This is a genomic window from Enterobacter sp. SA187, from assembly GCF_001888805.2.
Lineage (GTDB): Bacteria > Pseudomonadota > Gammaproteobacteria > Enterobacterales > Enterobacteriaceae > Enterobacter_D.
On record NZ_CP019113.1, the window covers coordinates 2,977,107 to 2,993,934 of the forward strand.

15 protein-coding genes are annotated in these 16,828 nt (G+C 56.2%); 7 read left to right on the top strand and 8 right to left on the bottom strand.

Annotated elements, in window-relative coordinates; all coding sequences use genetic code 11:
* Positions 1–78: 78 nt before the first annotated feature.
* A complete protein-coding gene (locus tag BMF08_RS14230; protein WP_072568209.1) occupies positions 79–1,884 on the bottom strand; it encodes a bifunctional diguanylate cyclase/phosphodiesterase in 1,806 nt (601 codons plus the stop codon).
* Between the two features lie 381 nt (positions 1,885–2,265).
* Here BMF08_RS14230 and BMF08_RS14235 point away from each other — a divergent pair, with 381 nt between their 5' ends.
* Positions 2,266–2,571, top strand: coding sequence for a hypothetical protein (locus BMF08_RS14235; protein ID WP_072568210.1), 306 nt, complete (start codon positions 2,266–2,268; stop codon positions 2,569–2,571).
* Positions 2,572–2,674: 103 nt separating this feature from the next.
* Positions 2,675–3,382 carry a CTP synthase C-terminal region-related (seleno)protein gene (locus BMF08_RS14240; RefSeq protein WP_072568211.1) on the top strand — a complete coding sequence of 236 codons (708 nt, stop codon included), beginning with the start codon at positions 2,675–2,677 and terminating at the stop codon, positions 3,380–3,382.
* Positions 3,383–3,402: 20 nt separating this feature from the next.
* Here the strand turns inward: BMF08_RS14240 and BMF08_RS14245 are convergent, their stop codons facing one another.
* Positions 3,403–4,590, bottom strand: a complete 1,188-nt coding sequence (locus BMF08_RS14245) for a CynX/NimT family MFS transporter (RefSeq protein ID WP_072568212.1) — start codon at positions 4,588–4,590, stop codon at positions 3,403–3,405.
* 287 nt (positions 4,591–4,877) lie between these two features.
* Here BMF08_RS14245 and BMF08_RS14250 point away from each other — a divergent pair, with 287 nt between their 5' ends.
* From BMF08_RS14250 to BMF08_RS14265, 4 genes are read left to right on the top strand one after another with little or no spacing between them, the layout of a single operon-like run.
* On the top strand, positions 4,878–5,702 hold the full coding sequence (locus BMF08_RS14250) for an ABC transporter substrate-binding protein (RefSeq protein WP_072568213.1): 825 nt from the start codon (positions 4,878–4,880) through the stop codon (positions 5,700–5,702).
* Between the two features lie 2 nt (positions 5,703–5,704).
* Positions 5,705–6,526: an amino acid ABC transporter ATP-binding protein gene (locus tag BMF08_RS14255; protein ID WP_072568214.1), complete on the top strand. Its 822-nt coding sequence runs from the start codon at positions 5,705–5,707 to the stop codon at positions 6,524–6,526.
* Positions 6,526–7,269 carry an amino acid ABC transporter permease gene (locus BMF08_RS14260; protein ID WP_072568215.1) on the top strand — a complete coding sequence of 248 codons (744 nt, stop codon included), beginning with the start codon at positions 6,526–6,528 and terminating at the stop codon, positions 7,267–7,269. Before BMF08_RS14255 ends, BMF08_RS14260 begins: the two co-directional genes overlap by 1 nt.
* Positions 7,266–7,958 (top strand): amino acid ABC transporter permease, encoded by a 693-nt coding sequence (locus BMF08_RS14265; protein WP_072568216.1) that lies wholly within the window; start codon positions 7,266–7,268, stop codon positions 7,956–7,958. The genes BMF08_RS14260 and BMF08_RS14265 overlap by 4 nt, the downstream gene beginning before the upstream one ends.
* On the opposite strand, the gene BMF08_RS14270 is transcribed toward BMF08_RS14265, so the two are convergent.
* The 3 genes from BMF08_RS14270 to BMF08_RS14280 form a co-directional block, all read right to left on the bottom strand.
* The gene (locus BMF08_RS14270) at positions 7,941–8,387 is read right to left on the bottom strand and encodes a DUF441 domain-containing protein (RefSeq protein ID WP_072568217.1); all 447 of its coding nucleotides are present in this window, start codon (positions 8,385–8,387) and stop codon (positions 7,941–7,943) included. The two genes, BMF08_RS14265 and BMF08_RS14270, sit on opposite strands and share 18 nt — an antisense overlap.
* 85 nt (positions 8,388–8,472) lie before the next feature.
* On the bottom strand, positions 8,473–10,515 hold the full coding sequence (locus tag BMF08_RS14275) for a glycoside hydrolase family 31 protein (RefSeq protein WP_072568218.1): 2,043 nt from the start codon (positions 10,513–10,515) through the stop codon (positions 8,473–8,475).
* 15 nt (positions 10,516–10,530) lie between these two features.
* Positions 10,531–11,865 (bottom strand): glycoside-pentoside-hexuronide (GPH):cation symporter, encoded by a 1,335-nt coding sequence (locus BMF08_RS14280; RefSeq protein WP_072568219.1) that lies wholly within the window; start codon positions 11,863–11,865, stop codon positions 10,531–10,533.
* 314 nt (positions 11,866–12,179) lie between these two features.
* Between BMF08_RS14280 and yoaI the strand changes: the two genes are divergently transcribed.
* On the top strand, positions 12,180–12,284 hold the full coding sequence (yoaI, locus tag BMF08_RS21355; protein ID WP_099458762.1) for a small membrane protein YoaI: 105 nt from the start codon (positions 12,180–12,182) through the stop codon (positions 12,282–12,284).
* A 63-nt stretch (positions 12,285–12,347) separates the two neighbouring features.
* Here yoaI and BMF08_RS14285 read toward each other — a convergent pair whose 3' ends face one another.
* From BMF08_RS14285 to yeaG, 3 genes are all read right to left on the bottom strand, one after another.
* Positions 12,348–13,022 carry a class I SAM-dependent methyltransferase gene (locus BMF08_RS14285; protein WP_072568220.1) on the bottom strand — a complete coding sequence of 225 codons (675 nt, stop codon included), beginning with the start codon at positions 13,020–13,022 and terminating at the stop codon, positions 12,348–12,350.
* 172 nt (positions 13,023–13,194) lie between these two features.
* Positions 13,195–14,478 (bottom strand): YeaH/YhbH family protein, encoded by a 1,284-nt coding sequence (locus BMF08_RS14290; protein WP_072568221.1) that lies wholly within the window; start codon positions 14,476–14,478, stop codon positions 13,195–13,197.
* A 109-nt stretch (positions 14,479–14,587) separates the two neighbouring features.
* The gene (yeaG, locus tag BMF08_RS14295) at positions 14,588–16,522 is read right to left on the bottom strand and encodes a protein kinase YeaG (protein WP_072568222.1); all 1,935 of its coding nucleotides are present in this window, start codon (positions 16,520–16,522) and stop codon (positions 14,588–14,590) included.
* Positions 16,523–16,828 lie beyond the last annotated feature (306 nt).

A 16,828-nucleotide genomic window follows, 5' to 3' on the forward strand; every position in this document is an offset into this window, starting at 1 on the left:
TGATATGCAATAACTATATAATTTTATGACATATTTATGACAGGCGGCAAAATAGCCAAAAGCCGCCTGTTTAACCCGCTACAGGAAATTGCGCAGCGACGCCACGTCAAGAGGACTGGCTTCGGTGAGCCATGCGGGGATTGCCTCTGGCGGCACCGGGCGCGAGAAAAAGTAGCCCTGCGCTTCGTCGCAGCCATAGGACTGCAACAGCATGGCGGTCTCTTTATCTTCCACACCCTCAGCCAGCACCAGATAATTCAGATCCTTGAGCATCATAATCACGTGACGGGCGATAATGCGGCTGCCGGGATCGGTGGTCAGCTGGCTAATCAGCGAACGGTCGAGCTTGATAATATCAATGGGAATACGGCGTAAGTAGCTGATATTACTGTAACCCGCGCCAAAGTCGTCGAGCAGGATCTTAAAGCCCTTCATTTTCAGCCGATCCAGTTCACAGAGCGCCTGCTCGCTCTCCAGCACTTTTTCTGTTTCCAGGCATTCAATGCGAATATCCTGCGCCACCAGGCCTGCCTCAAGGATCTGCTGCTCCAGCATATCGGCAAAACCGGGGCAGGAAAAATCGCTGACCGTCACGTTGATGGATACCGGCAGCAGAATGCCCGCCGCCCTCCAGCGCCTGAGCTGAGCGATCACGGTGCGGATCACCCAGTGGGTAATGTCGTTCATCAACGTGGTTTTCTCCGCCAGCGCCACAATGGTGGCGGGGGAAATATTGCCCAGCACAGGATGCTGCCAGCGCAGCAGCGCCTCGCATCCTTCGGTGAAACCGGTGTGCAGGGATATTTTCGGCTGATAGACCAGATAAAACTGATCCGGCGCTTTGATGGCCTCGCTCAAATCGTAAAGCAATTTAAAATCGCTGTTGCGCTTCTCATCGAACGCGCGGTCGAAGGGCAGGACAGGAATATGCTGGCGAATCGCTTCATGCAGTGCGCTGATCCCCTGGCGTAATATCTCTTTCGGATCCTCAATACCGGGCCGGAAATTCACGTAGCCGGTAAAGATTTTCAGGCGAATGTCGATGTCGCCGCGAATTTTCGCCTCAATGTCCGGCAGGTTTTCCGCTTTTTTGATCAATGTTTTTGCGTATTCGCTGTCAATTAACAGCGCAAAGCGTCCCGGTGCGAAAGCATATAACGGCGTGGTGGCCGGTAATTTTAACCGCAGGCGTAAAAGTGGCCCGAAGCCGCGCAGCATTTTCTCCACGGCGCTCAGCCCAAGATAGCGTGAAAGCTCGTAGGCCTGTGGCATATCAATGCAGTCAAACAGGATAAGCGTAGAGGGACGATGAGCGGTCTCCAGCCCTATGCGCTCCATCTCTTTCAGTAAAAACTGCCGGTTGGGCAGGCCGGTTAACGCATCCACCCGCCCTAAAGAGTACCAGGCTTCCAGATAGGTGCAGGCCAGCGAAGCGATACGCAGGAAATTTTCCGTTTGCTGTGCATCAGGTTCAAGCGGCGTCGGATGGCTGACGCACAGCGTGCCAAGCACGAACCCCTCTTTGGTCTGTAATGGCGCAGCGGCATAAAAAATAACGTGACCGTTCAGCGACAGTTCATGATCGCGAAAGCGATCGTCAAGGCGCGTATCGTTACAGATAATGGCATTGCAGCTTTTTACTGAATGCTGGCACATCGAATCTACAATCGGCATTTTCAGCGGAATAGCCGGATTGTTTTTCACAAATTTAATGTACTGATGCTGATCATCAAAAATAGTAACAAAACAGCCATCAACGCCCATGATTTCACTGGCGAGACAGGCAAATTCGCCCAGCGCAGCATCACGGGCGCTGTCCTGTTCCTTAAGTAACGCCAGGGCCGCCAGTCGTTTGGTTTCATTTTTATTCAGGCCGGTGAACATAAGGCGCTCCTGCTCAGAACGGTGCTGAGTCTGGGGAAGAATTTTTGCAGGGAAGAGTTATTTTTAGCGTATGGCGGGGATCACCACCAGCCGAACTGGGATCCGGCAACGGCGGCGATAGCAATAATCAGCATAATAATGGTGGTTTTTCTCACGTAAGTCTCCCGAAAGGCGCTGCTGGCCGGACAATGTACATAATGGCAATCAGTATTTTCTTATACGATAACGGATTACTGCGCCGCGTTAAATGAGACTTTCATTGCCAGCGTGAAAAACCCGGCCCGGTGGCATCCTGAGGGGAGGGTGACAGAACGGCCTTCGCCAGGGTAAACTTCGTTTTCGGATTTATCTTAAACATCTTTAACGAAGCACGAGAGCAGCATGTACTTGTTAAAACCGGGCAGCCAGGCCTTAATCATTGGCGCGCAGACCCCTGTCGGTCGTCGTAATATTGGTAAATCGGTAGAGCTGTTCGGCCTCTGCCAGCCGGGTGAGCGTTTTCTCAACCCCGTGAATGGGGTGATGACGCAGATGCCAGATAACGCGCCGCGCGCGCTGTGGCTGGTGATCGGCGATGTCTTTACCTTTGACGGCCAGCATGGTTTCGCCTTTGTGCGCGCCGAACACCTGATGCCGCTGCTGCCGGATGCCATGCCTCAGGAAGCCGACGCCCGGATTATGTATTAAGCACATAGCACCTCTCACTTTTAAGGTGTTGTGATAGCGATAAAAGATCATTATTCTGATGTTCCTTATGTTACCCATAAATTGCACAACATAGGGAACCCCCATGGACCACCTGCCTGTCAAAGAAACCCTGCGTATCGCTCTCGTCGGTGATTACAATCAGGACGTTATTGCCCACCGGGCTATTCCGCTGGCGATTGATGATGCCGCCGCCGTACAAAACATCACTGCTGATTATGACTGGCTGGCCACGACCGACATCACCAGCGCCGAGGACTTGGTTGGCTACGATGCCATCTGGGTGGTGCCCGCCAGCCCTTATAAAAATCCTGAAGGCGCATTTATCGCCATTCGCTACGCCCGTGAAAACAGCATCCCGTTCCTCGGCACCTGCGGCGGTTTTCAGCATGCGATGATCGAGTACGCGCGTAATGTGCTGGGCTGGGGAGATACCGCGCACGCGGAAACCGACACCGAAGGCCGGATGGTGATATCCGCCTTACAGTGTTCACTGGTGGAAGAAACAGGGGTGATTGAACTGCGCCCGAACACGCTGATCGGCAAGGCCTATGGCCGCGACAGTATTGAAGAGGGCTATCACTGCCGCTTCGGGATCTCACCCGAATTTGCCGATGCCCTCAGCAGCAGCGATTTTCGCGTCACCGGCTGGGACGAAGAGGGCGAGATCCGCGCGGTGGAGCTGATCAGCCATCCGTTCTTCGTCGCCACCCTGTTCCAGCATGAACGCGGCGCGCTGGCCGGACGCCCGGTGCCGCTGGTGCACGCCATGCTGCGCGCGGCCAGCAACTAACTTTCCTGATAGTCGCGGGGTCAGCCAGCGTTGATCTCGCGATCCTGTCCGGCAAAAGCGCCGAATACCGCCATCGCCACCGCTAACAGCGCACAGGCGAGCAGCGGAATATGCCAGTCGCCGCTGGCATCATGAATTTTCCCCATCAGCGGCGGCCCGCAGGCGGCCAGCAGATAACCTACCGATTGCGCCATACCGGATAAAGCCGCCGCCTGGTGCGCTGAACTGGCGCGAAGGCCGATAAACGTCAGGCCGAGGATCATGGTTGCGCCGGATCCGAACCCAAAGATCACCGTCCACAGCACCGCCTGCGCCGGGAACAGCCACAGCCCGACGGCGCTGAAGGCGCACAGCAGCGAGACGATAGCGGCGATGCCGCGTTGATCGCGCAGACGATGCAGCACCAGCGGGATCAGAATACCCGGCGCGGCGGTCGCCAGTTGCAACAGACCATGCAGCGATCCCGCCTGCGCCTCGCTGTAGCCGTGGCTGATCAAAATCGCAGGCAGCCAGCCGATAATCACATAATAAATCAGCGAGTTAATGCCGAGGAACAGCGTGACCTGCCAGGCAAGGCGCGAGCGCCAGATACCGCGATCGTGCAGGCCGGGCGTGCTGCTGAGTGCGGCAGGCGCGCTGGCGCGCAACTGCGGCAACCACAGGGCAAGGGCGAGCAGCGGAAACGCCATCAGTGCCAGCAGTGCGCCGCGCCAGCCGAAACCGTGCAGTGCAATGGGCACCACCAGCGCCGAGCCGAGCGCCGCCGCCGCGCCCATGGTCAGGGAATAGGCGCCGGTCATTTTCGCCACCTGACCGGCGAAATCACGTTTGATGATCCCCGGCAGCAGCACGTTACCCAGCGCAATGCCGCAGCCGATCACCGCCGTGCCGGTAAACAGCAGCGCCGCCGAGGGCAGGGAGCGCACGGCGATACCGGCGCAAATCAATACCATCGCCACCAGCAGACTGCGCTCCATGCCCAGACGGCGCGCGATGCCCGCCGCCAGCGGGGACACCAGCGCAAAGGCCAGCAGCGGCAGCGTCGTGAGCAGGCCGGTCTGCGCGGTGGTGAGGCCGTAGTCGTCACGAATAGCCCCCAGCAACGGGGCCGCGCCGGTGAAAGTGACGCGTAACGTGGTGGCAATCAACAGGATCCCGGTAAACAGCAGCAATCCCTGCCTTGTGCGAAGTGAAATAGCGGTAGTCATTATATTCTCTGTTTTCTGGCTTATTGAGCCGCGTCAGTCTAATCCCAGAACGTCCACCCGCCAAATCTGGCAGCGCATCATGCCGATGATTTTCTGCTTGTCAGACCATTCTTAAGGTGTGGTTATTCCGGGTTTATGCTGCCGGAAAGGAAATTATAAGAGGATCCTTTCGTGCAGGCGTTTTTCATAACTTTTTTCGATATGTAATGCACTTTTTGATATTTGTCTGTGCGGGGAGAGCTGTGTGAATTTAGCAGCAATTTCAATAACAACGGATCACCATTAGCATGGCAACTTTCGCACAGACCAAAAAAACCGTCGCGCTGACTGCGCTGGCGCTGCTGACCACGCTCTCCTTTGCGGCGCATGCCGATAAACTGGCCGACATCAAAGCCGCGGGCGTTGTTAAAGTCGCCACTTTTGATGCCAACCCGCCGTTTGGCGCCATCGATGCAAAAACCCACGACATCGTGGGCTACGACGTGGATTTCGCCAAAGCGCTTGCTAAAAGCCTCGGCGTGAAGCTGGAGCTGGTGGCGACAAACCCCGCCAACCGTATTCCGCTGTTGCAGTCCGGGAAAGTGGATCTGATTGTCGCTGACATCACCATCACGCCGGAGCGCGCGCAGGTGATCGATTTCTCCACGCCCTATTTTGTGACCGGACAGCAATTCCTCGTCCCCGCTGACGGCAAAGATTCGCTGGATGCCTACAGCAAAGCCCGTATCGGCGCGGTGAAAGGCACCACCGGCGAGCAGGCGCTGCACCAGCGTTTCCCGCAATCCCGCGTGCTGGCCTATGACGATATCCCGCTGGCGCTGACCGCACTGCGTAACGGCAATGTGCAGGCGATCACCCAGGATAGCACCATTCTTGCCGGTCTGCTGGCGGAAGCGCCGGACAAAGCGAAGTTTAAAATCCTGCCGGATCTACTGTCGAAAGAAGAAATCGGCGTTGGCGTCAGCAAAGGCGAAACCGCGCTGCTGAAGGCGGTGAATGACGAACTGGTGAAGCTTGAGCAGAGCGGCGATGCCGCGAAAATCTACGACGCCTGGTTTGGCCCGCAAACCAAAACCCCGCAGCCGCGCAGCTTTAAAATAGAAGCGAAGTAATTATGTTTGCAGGTTTATTTTCCACCTCCGTGGCGTCGGCCACGGAGGCGTTTGCCGTGCAAAAAGGTACGGTCGAATTCCGTCAGGTGAGCAAGCGTTACGGCGATCATCAGGTGCTTAAGAATATTGATTTGCAGGTGCGCGCCGGGGAAGTGCTTGCCGTCTGCGGGCCATCCGGATCGGGAAAATCAACGCTCATTCGCCTGATCAACCAGCTGGAAACTCTGACCAGCGGCGAGATCCTTATCGACGGCAACCCCACCAGCGGGCTGAAAGGCCGCGCCCTGCGGCAGATCCGCCGCCAGGTGGGATTCGTGTTCCAGCAATTCAATCTTTACGCCCATCTCAGCGCGCTGGATAACATCACCCTGGCGCTGACCCGCGTGCATGGTAAATCGGCAGTGGATGCGCAGCAGATCGCCCTCAGCCTGCTGGAGCGCGTCGGTCTGCTGGATAAAGCCCATCATTTCCCGGCGCAGCTCTCCGGCGGGCAGCAACAGCGGGTGGCGATCGCCCGCACGCTGGCGGCCAGCCCGCATATTATTTTGTTTGATGAGCCCACCTCGGCGCTGGATCCGGAGATGATCGGCGAAGTATTACAGGTAATGAAATCGCTGGCGCACAGCGGCATCACGCTGATCGTCGTCACCCATGAAATGCAGTTTGCCCGCGAAATCGCCGACCGGGTGATCTTTATTGATGACGGTGAAATCCTTGAGCAGGCGGCCCCGGCGCAGTTTTTCACCGCGCCGCAGCATCCCCGCGCGCAGCGGTTTCTGCAAAAGGTGCTTAACCCGCTACATGCAGAAAGCAGGGACGGCTGATGAACTTTCATCCTGACTGGGCCGGCGTGCTGACCGGCCAGCCGGCGCAGTGGATCCTCTCCGGTTTTTTGACCACGGTGTGGGTAACGCTGGCGGGTATGCTACTCGCGACCTTATTGACCGTGCTGTTGCTGGCGTTGCGTCTGACCGGCGGGCGCGTGGGGCGGGACGTGGTGGCGGTGTGGGTGTCACTGTTCCGCAATACGCCGCTGCTGGTGCAACTGCTGTTCTGGTATTTCGCTGCCTGGAATCTGCTGCCACTGGCATTTCGTCAGTATGTGAATGACGAGCACGTCTTCTCGGTGCTGCCGGGGGACGTATGGTGGTTTACGCCGGAGTTTCTCAGCTCAGCCTGGGCGCTGGGGCTGTTTACCGCCGCCTTTCTGGTGGAGGAGATCCAGTCCGGGCTGCATGCCGTGCCGCGCGGCCAGGTGGAAGCGGCCACCGCCCAGGGTTTTAGTCCGCTGGCGCTGTTCCGCTGGATCTTACTGCCGCAGGGGCTGAAAAATGCCTGGCAGCCGGTGGTCGGCCAGTATCTCAATCTGATGAAACTCTCCTCGCTGGCGACCGGTATTGGCTTTGCGGAACTGACCTACCAGACACGGCAGATTGAAAGCTACAACGCCCATGCGCTGGAGGCGTTCGCCATCGGCAGCGCGCTCTATTTGCTGCTCGGCCTGGTGATGAGTCTGCTGCTCAATGCCCCTGTCTGGTGGCGGGCGCGTAAGGAGAAAACACAATGATCGCCAGTATTACGGTCATTACCGACAATCTGGATTATCTGCTGCTCGGACGTACCGCGCAGGGCGAGCCGGGCGGCGTGCTGCTGTCGGTGCTGATGACGCTGGGGGCGGCGGCGCTGGCCTTTCCCGGCGGCATACTGCTTGCCTGTTGCGCCTGGCGTTTCAAAGGCTGGCCGCGCAGGGCGCTCTTTTTCTGGGCGGAGCTGATCCGCGGCATTCCGCTAATCTTCGTCATTTTCTGGCTGTGGTTTTTACTGCCCGCGTTGACCGGTGCTGATCTGCCGGGGGCGGTGACCGTCACGCTGGCGCTGGCATGGTTCACCTCGGCCTCGGTGATGTATTCGACCCTCGCCGCCCTGGGAGCGCTGCCGAAAGGGCAATATGAGGCGGCTGTCGCCGGGGGATTCAGCAGTCTGCAACTGTTGCGCTGGGTGCTGCTGCCGCAGGCGCTGCGCAATGCGCTGCCGTCTTATGTCGGCCTGCTCATCGCCCTGCTGAAAGATACCTCGCTGGCGTTTATCGTCAATGTGCCGGAACTGACCACCGTCGCAGGCCAGGTAAACAGCCGCGTACAGGTCTATCCGGCGGCGCTGTTTATCTTTACCGGCCTGGTTTATTACCTGATGTGCAGCCTGCTGGAGCAGTCGGTGAAACGCTGGCAGCGGCGACGTTTACTGCCGTCCAATTAACAGCGACACCAGGCCTGCGGCGATCAGCGGGCCGACGGGCACCCCACGGAACAGCGCCACGCCGAGCACCGTACCGACCAGTAATCCGGCCACCAGCGACGGCTGCGAGCTCATCAGCGTGACGCCACGCCCGCCAAGCCAGGAGACAAAAACGCCAACCGCAATAGCGATCAGGGATTTCCAGTTGGCGAAGGAGTGCAACAGGGTGGAAGGCGGCAGGCTGCCGCTGGCAATGGGGGCCATCACGCCGATGGTCAGGATGATGATGCCGATGGTCAGCCCCTGTTTTTCGATCCACGGAAAAAAGGCGTTGAGCGGCGTCACCCGCACGATAATCAGCACCAGAATGGAGATCGCCACGGTGGTGTTGTGGCTGGCAAAACCCAGCGCGGCGAGGGCGAGTAAAATAAACAGCGTGGTATCGAACATGGCGGCATCCTGACCAGAAAAGTTAGCCTGCTTACTTTACGCGCATCCGCGTGAAGAAACAGGCGTTTTTTAGTTCAGATGATTTTCAACTTTGTACCAGCAAATCCACCAGCGGGCTGTTTTCCCGTACGAATACCGGAATGGTTTCAAGGGACGCATCAACGGTGATTTGCTGCTGCCCCTGATAACGCTCGCCGTTAAGCGCCACCCAGCCGTGGACGCCCGGCAGCCAGACGTCACGCTGGCGCTGACCGGCATGCATCACCGGCGCCACCAGCAGATCCTCGCCAAACAGATACTGATCTTCCACCTGCCAGCTTTGCGGTTCGTCAGGATAATGCCAGAACAGCGGCCGCATCAGCGGATCGCCATGCTGGTGGGCGTTGTCAAACAGCGCATCGACATACGGACGCAGCGATTCACGCACCGAAAGCCAGTGCTGCATAATGGCGAAATTCTCCTCGCCATAGCTCCACAGCTCGTTCGGCGAACCGCTGTTACACTGCGGAATGCCGTTGCGGTAGCTTTCCGGCGGCTGGATCTGCGGCTCGCGATAGCCGTGCATACGCAGTACCGGACAGAAGACTGCCCATTGGAACCAGCGGATCAGCAGTTCATGGAACGCCGGATCGTTCACGTTGCCGCCCTGGAAACCGCCGATATCGGTGGTCCACCAGGGAATACCCGCCAGCCCCATATTCAGCCCGGCGGCCAGCTGATTGCGGAAGGCGTGGAAGGACGAGTGCACATCACCGGACCAGGCCAGCACGCCAAAGCGCTGGCTGCCCGCCCAGGAACAGCGCACCAGATTCACAATCTCCGTTTCGCCGTTAGCTACCAGCCCATCATAAAAGCCCTGCGCAAAATCGCGCGGATACTGGTTGCCGACTTCCAGTACCGGCCCGGCGTGGTAGCGGTAGTTATCGAAGTCATAGGCGCGGTATTCCGGCTCGGCTTCGTCCAGCCAGAACAGCTTAATGCCCAGATCGTAGTAATTTTTCTTCACCGTCTCCCAGACAAATTCCCGCGCCTGTGGGTGGGTGGCATCAAAGAAGGTGGTGTTGCCCATAAAATCGAGATTCACCTGTACACCGCGATCGCTGGTCACCAGCCAGCCTTTGGCTTTCATCACCGGGAACAGGGGGCTGCGCGCTTCCACCGTCGGCCAGACCGACACCATCAGTTCGATGCCCAGCGATTTCAGTTCCGCGACCATCGCCGCCGGATCGGGCCAGTCCACAGGATCGAAGCACCAGGTGCCCTGATTTGGCCAGTGGAAGAAGTCGATGACCATCACCGACAGCGGCAGATGGCGACGACGATATTCACGGGCCACCTCCAGCACTTCCTGCTGGGTGCGGTAGCGCAGTTTGCACTGCCACAGGCCGCTGGTGAATGCCGGGGCGGACGGCGGGGTGCCGGTGGCTTTCGCGTACTGGCGGGTCAGTTGTACGATGTTGTCGCCGGCGGTGATCCAGTAATCCATCTCCTGAGTAACCCGCGCCTGCCATTCGGTGTGGTTTTTCGCAAAGCTCGCCTCGCCGATGGCCGGATTATTCCACAGCAGGCCGTAGCCGAGGCTCGACTGCATGAACGGCACGCTGGCCTGGGAGTTACGCTGGGCCAGCTCCAGCACACAGCCTTTCAGATCCAGCCACGGCTGTTGGTACTGGCCCATGCCGTAGATTTTTTCGTCATTGCGCGATTCAAAGCGCACGGTGAGCTGATATTTGCCGCCGGGCAGCGGTTTGAATTCCCGACCGTCCAGCTTCAGGGCGCTGACGTATTTATCCTGGCTTTTCTCGCTGGCCCCAATGCCGACGGTGGAGCGCTGCCGCCACATCTCTTCCAGCAGCAGCTCGCCGCGCTGGTTGTAAAAGGCCAGCTGACCCTTCAGGTTCAGCACCGCGGTGATATTACCGTTGCGCAGCGTCAGGGTTTCCGCGCTGGCGGTGATCTCACTTGCACCGGCGTCGTTTCGTGGCAGCAGGGCATGCAGATTATCGGTGAACGCCGGGGCGCAGGTGGCGCGCACGCGCAGGCTGTGTTCACCCCAGGGTTCCACGCGCAGGATTTGTCGCTCAAAGCGCCATTCGATGCTGTCAGGATGTTGGATCAGTTCGCTCATAAATAATGCGTCCTTTTATGCAGCCGTTTGCTTAGCTAAATGGATGGATTTCATGGTGTTGTCGTCGAGCTTGTACCAGCGCAGCATGGCGAAGGCGCACAGGGAGAGAACGCCCGGCACCACGGTAAAGAGCGCGACAATGCAGTACATGGCGGTGCTGTTCTGCGTCGGGGCATTAGCGACATAACCGCTGAAGCCCAGCGTCCAGCCAACGATAGCGCCGCTGATCGCCATGCCAAGTTTCAGTACCGCGAGGAAGGTGGAGAAGATCACGCCATCCATGCGTTTGCCCTGCAACCATTCGCCGTAGTCAGCGACGTCCGCCATCATCACCCACATCAGGGTGGTGGTGGCCTGGTAGAGAGTGGAGACGATAAAGGTCAGCGGCACCAGCACCAGTACGGATTTAGGTGCGAAGAACAGCGCAATACTCAGTACGCCCGCCAGCACCGCACAGTAACCAAACATCTGCACTTTGCTGAAATTACGCGTCAGACGTTTCGCCAGCGCGCTGCCCGCCGCTTTGCCGAGAATATGCGCCCCCAGCATCCACATAAAATAGCTGGCGCTGCCAAGATAATAAGTGACGAAATACATCATCGCGCCAAGACGTACCACCCCAAATCCAATATTGGTCAGCACCAGCACGGCGACAATGCGCCACTGATCGTTTTTTAATAAATCGCGTAATTCCGCGAGATAATTATTATGCGTGGCGGGAGCATTGATACGTTCACGGGTATTGGTAAAACAGATCCAGAACATGATCACCGCCGCCGCGGCCATAATCGCCATTGCCGCACGGTAGCCGAGTAATTTGTCATCGCCGCCAATATATTCTGCCAGCGGCATCATAAAGAAGGTCGACATCGCGCCGCCGAGGGTGGCTAAAAAGAAACGGTAAGACTGGAGTGAAATACGCTCTTCGTTATTGGGGGTGATCACCGCGCCCATCGAACAGTAGGGAATATTAATGGCGGTGTACATCAGCATCATGAAGGTATAGGTCACGGAGGCAAAGATCATTTTCCCCGTCAGGGTGAGGGATTCCGGCACCGCGTAGGTCAGCAGACAGCTCGCGCCAAAGGGCAGGGCCAGCCACAGCATCCACGGGCGGAACTTGCCCCAGCGGGTTCGGGTGCGGTCCGCAAGATAACCCATCGCCGGATCGATAATCGCATCGGCGGTACGCGCCAGCAAAAACATCGTGCCGACAAAGGCCGCCGGTAAGCCAACCACATCGGTGTAATAAAAGGTGAGAAATATAATGACATTATCCAGCCCGACATGGCTGGCCATATCGCCCAGACCATAACTTATTTTTTCTTTACGGGTGATCTTTTCCTGCATCTTATTCACCTGTCTCTGTAAGGGTATTTTGTCGATAGTTCAGAGACTATTGTTGATGCATGTTGTCAGGCTTAACAATTGCGAGATTTACTAATGGGGTTATGGAAACGCATTTTCGTGATACCGGTAACAATAATGGCGGTAATTTCCATATTTTAAGTGCTTTTAGTCCATATCCTAAAAGCAGGAAATAACGCAGCGCAGGAATCGTTTCAGCGGAATAATATTCATATTAATACAGGAAAAACGACATAAATTTGTCATGCGCGCTGGCTGATAATGGCGCATCGTCCGTAAAAGCGACAGGTGTGACAATGAACGATCCCATGCTAATGGAAACGCTGATTATCACCTCCACTTTTTTAGCCATTATCATGGTGCTGGTGGCATCAGTACTGATTCTGGAGCGTTCCGGCTGAAGCTGCCGGGCGGGAAAAGAAAAAGCCGCCACGGGGGCGGCAAAAAGGTAACGTGTTTCTTAGTTATTGTTTCTGTAATAAGTAGCTGTTTTCGTAACCCGGTACGACGCCAATGACGTCAAAGCCCCGGAAGTAACCTCCGGCACGCAGCAGATCCACCGCAGGACCCACTTCCGGCGAATACTGATGATCGCGATAGTCATCAAACACAATGTAGCCGCCGCTGATCACCGTTGGCGAATAGAGCAGGAAATCCATCAGCACATGGCGTCCCAGGTGACCGCCGTCGATATGCAGCAGCAAGGTTTTCGGGTTGAATGCCAGAACGCGCTCAATGCTGTGCTCTGAATAACCGCGTACCAGATTCACTTCCGGGAACAGGCGCTCGTGATAGAAGCCCAGTTCATTAGCCTGATTCGGCAACTCCATCGGATCGACGCTGATGATTTTGCGTTTACGTTTACACATTTCGTTCATGAAAGCGCTGGATTTACCCTTCCACACGCCAATCTCAATGATGTCGCCTTCGGCTTTAGAATTTTCCAGCAGCCAGCACAGATAGCCGAGGAATTTCACATGCGTGTGGAAAGAAAGCTCTTTGCGCGGCATCGCCAGTTCCGGCGGCAGCGCGGCCTGCGCTTCAACCATGGCTGCGCCAACCGAATCCCAGACGTCATCAATGACCCGTTGTAATTCAGGATCTTCTAAAAATAATTTCAGGTCTGAAATTTCGAGCATCAGGGCGGTTTCCTTCGTGTAGTGAGTTGGTGGTATTTACCTGACGTTAAATTTGCCACAGAAGGCGCGGGTACAAGGCGGGAAATAGCTGGCATTTTGCCGGGCATTTAGGCGGATAGCGGAAATGAAAAAGCCGGTGGACTGAAGTTCACCGGCTTTTTTGCAAAAAACATCAATTATGGGCGTCGCTGGCCTGTTTGTGGAACAGCTCGCGGAACACCGGGTAAATATCATCCTGATCGCGAATATGCTGGATAGCGAAGTTATCGAAGCTTGCCTGTAAATGCTCATATTCACGCCACAGCGTCTGATGGGCGCGGCGGGTGATCTCGATATAACTGTAGTAACGCACCACCGGCAGGATCTTCTTCGCCAGGATCTCATGACACAGCGGTGAGTCATCGGCCCAGTTATCGCCGTCGGAGGCCTGCGCCGCGTAAATGTTCCACTGCGCCGGATCGTAACGCTCCTTCACCACCTCATCCATCAGCTTCAGGGCGCTGGAAACGATGGTGCCGCCGGTTTCCTGCGAGTAGAAGAATTCATGCTCATCCACTTCTTTGGCCTGGGTGTGATGGCGAATATACACCACTTCCACGTTCTTATACGTTCTGGAAAGGAACAGATAAAGCAGGATATAAAAACGCTTCGCCATGTCTTTGGTGGCCTGATCCATCGAGCCTGACACGTCCATCAGACAGAACATCACCGCCTGGCTGGACGGCTCCGGGCGCTTCTCATAGTTCCTGTACCTTAAATCAAAGGTGTCGATAAAAGGTACACGTTCGATTTTCGCCCGCAGTTCGGCGATCTCCCGGCGCAGCTGTTCCTCTTCCAGTAATTGCGCCGGTTCGCTGTTCGCCACCTGTTCCAGGTTTTCTTCCAGCTCGCGCAGCTGACGGCGCTTGCCCGCGGTCATCGCCGTACGGCGCGCCAGCGAATTTTGCAGTGAACGCACCACGCTGATATTTGCCGGTACACCGTTCGCGGTATAGCCCGCACGATGGGTTTTGTATTCGTTAAGCTGGCGATGCTGATTCTTTTTCAGGTTCGGCAATGCCAGATCTTCAAACAGCAGATCGAGGTATTCATCTTTGGAGATCTGAAAGACGAATTCGTCCTGGCCTTCACCGTCCTGGCTGGCCTGACCCTGACCGCTGCCGCCGCCACCGCCGCCCCCCTGCGGACGTTCAATGCGGTCGTTCTGCACAAAGTGATCGTTGCCGGGATGAACGCGGTTACGCAGGCCGCCGCGTCCCTGATGAAACATAGGTTCGTTAATATCTTCAGACGGGATGGAAACGGACTCGCCGCTGTCCACGTCGGTGACCGAGCGCTTGTTGATGGCCCCGGAAATCGACTGCTTGATTTGCGATTTATAACGGCGCAAGAAGCGCTGGCGGTTCACCGTGCTCTTGTTTTTGCCGTTAAGACGCCGGTCTATAAACCAGGTCATACGCCCTCCGTACTGCCAACTGTTCGCAGGATCTGTAGGTGCCGGGCTACGCGGAGGCAACCCCGGCCTACGGAGTATTATTGTTGGCCCGGCGTGCGCCGGGCGGCTGTCAGGACGATTTACGCACGCGCAGATACCATTCGCACAGCAGACGAACCTGCTTGCGGGTATAGCCTTTTTCCATCATGCGATCAACAAAATCGTCGTGTTTCTTCTGCTCGTCGGTTGAGGTTTTGGCGTTAAAGGAGATCACCGGTAACAGCTCTTCGGTATTGGAGAACATTTTCTTCTCGATTACCGTGCGCAGTTTTTCATAGCTCGTCCAGTTCGGGTTGCGACCGCTGAAGTTCGCCCTGGCGCGCAGCACAAAATTGACGATTTCGTTACGGAAGTCTTTCGGGTTGCTGATCCCGGCGGGCTTCTCGATTTTCTCCAGTTCGGCGTTCAACGATTCACGATCGAACAGCTGGCCGGTATCCGGATCGCGGTACTCCTGATCCTGGATCCAGAAATCGGCGTAGGTGACATAACGGTCAAAAATGTTCTGTCCGTATTCCGAATAGGATTCCAGATACGCGGTCTGGATCTCCTTGCCGATAAATTCGGCATATTTCGGGATCAGATAGCCTTTGAGGAACTCCAGATAACGCTCCGCCTGTTCCTGCGGGAACTGCTCGCGCTCGATCTGCTGCTCCAGCACGTAGAACAGGTGCACCGGGTTAGCCGCCACTTCGGTATGATCGAAGTTAAAGACGCGGGACAAAATTTTGAACGCAAATCGGGTCGACAGACCGTTCATGCCTTCGTCCACGCCCGCGTAATCGCGATACTCCTGATAAGATTTCGCCTTCGGATCGGTATCTTTCAGGCTTTCGCCATCATAGACGCGCATTTTGGAATAGATGCTGGAGTTTTCCGGCTCTTTCAGGCGCGAGAGGATCGAGAAGCGGGACAGTGTTTCCAGCGTCCCGGGTGCGCAGGGCGCATGGGCCAGCTCACTGTGATTGAGCAGTTTCTCGTAGATCTTCATCTCTTCCGAGATGCGCAGGCAGTACGGCACCTTGACGATATAGACACGATCAAGGAAAGCTTCGTTATTCTTGTTGTTACGGAACGTCACCCATTCGGATTCGTTGGAGTGCGCAAGAATAATGCCGTTAAACGGCAGGGCGGAAATCCCCTCAGTACCGTTATAGTTACCTTCCTGTGTCGCCGTCAGCAGGGGATGCAGCACCTTGATGGGCGCTTTAAACATCTCGACGAATTCCATTACGCCCTGGTTGGCGCGGCACAGCGCGCCGGAATAGCCGTAGGCGTCCGGATCGTTCTGCGCGTGGTTTTCCAGTTTACGAATATCCACCTTGCCGACCAGCGCCGAAATATCCTGGTTGTTTTCATCCCCGGGCTCGGTTTTGGCAATGGCGATCTGCTCCAGAATCGACGGCCAGACTTTCACGACGCGGAATTTAGTGATGTCGCCGCCAAACTCGTGCAGCCGCTTCGCCGCCCATGGCGACATAATGGTGCCGAGATAACGCCGCGGTACGTTGTACTCTTTTTCCAGAATTTGCGCATCTTCCTGCGGATTGAACAGGCACAGCGGGTGGTCGTTGACCGGGCTGCGCTCGCCGTTAGCGCTCAGCACGTAAATGGGGACGCGCTGCATTAAGGATTTCAGGCGCTCGGCCAGCGACGATTTACCGCCACCTACCGGGCCGAGCAAATAGAGGATCTGTTTCTTCTCTTCCAGCCCTTGCGCGGCGTGTTTGAGATAAGAAACGATTTGTTCAATGGCTTCTTCCATGCCATAGAACTCTTCAAAAGCGGGGTAGCGTCCAATTACCCTGTTCGAAAACAGACGGGAAAGCCGTGGCTCCAGAGCAGTATCCACCATCACTGGCTCACCAATGGCCATCAACAGGCGTTCTGCCGCATTGGCATAAGCACTGCGATCCTGCCGACATATGGAAAGAAACTCCTGCAGTGTGAACTCTTCGTCCTTGGCAGCTTCATAGCGCTGGCGATAGTGATCGAATATATTCATGGCATGCCGTCCTTTCGTTTTTTAGCACAGGTTAAGAGCCGTTCATATGAATTGTGGAGGCTCCCGGAAGAGGTAGGTTGAACGTTGCTGATGAGTACCAACAACCCGCGTGCCAGGTGACAGGACGCCCGGCGCTCGCGTGCTCGCGATACACCTTCTTAAAATTAAGCGTAGATGGCATTTGCAAAACTTGCATGCCACCGCAAACCAATTTCAATGACATATCAATAACTCATCTGATGTTTTTCTGTTTCGTGATATAGGCCGCGCCAGCGCTTCATCGCAGCGTCATATCATTGCAAACGC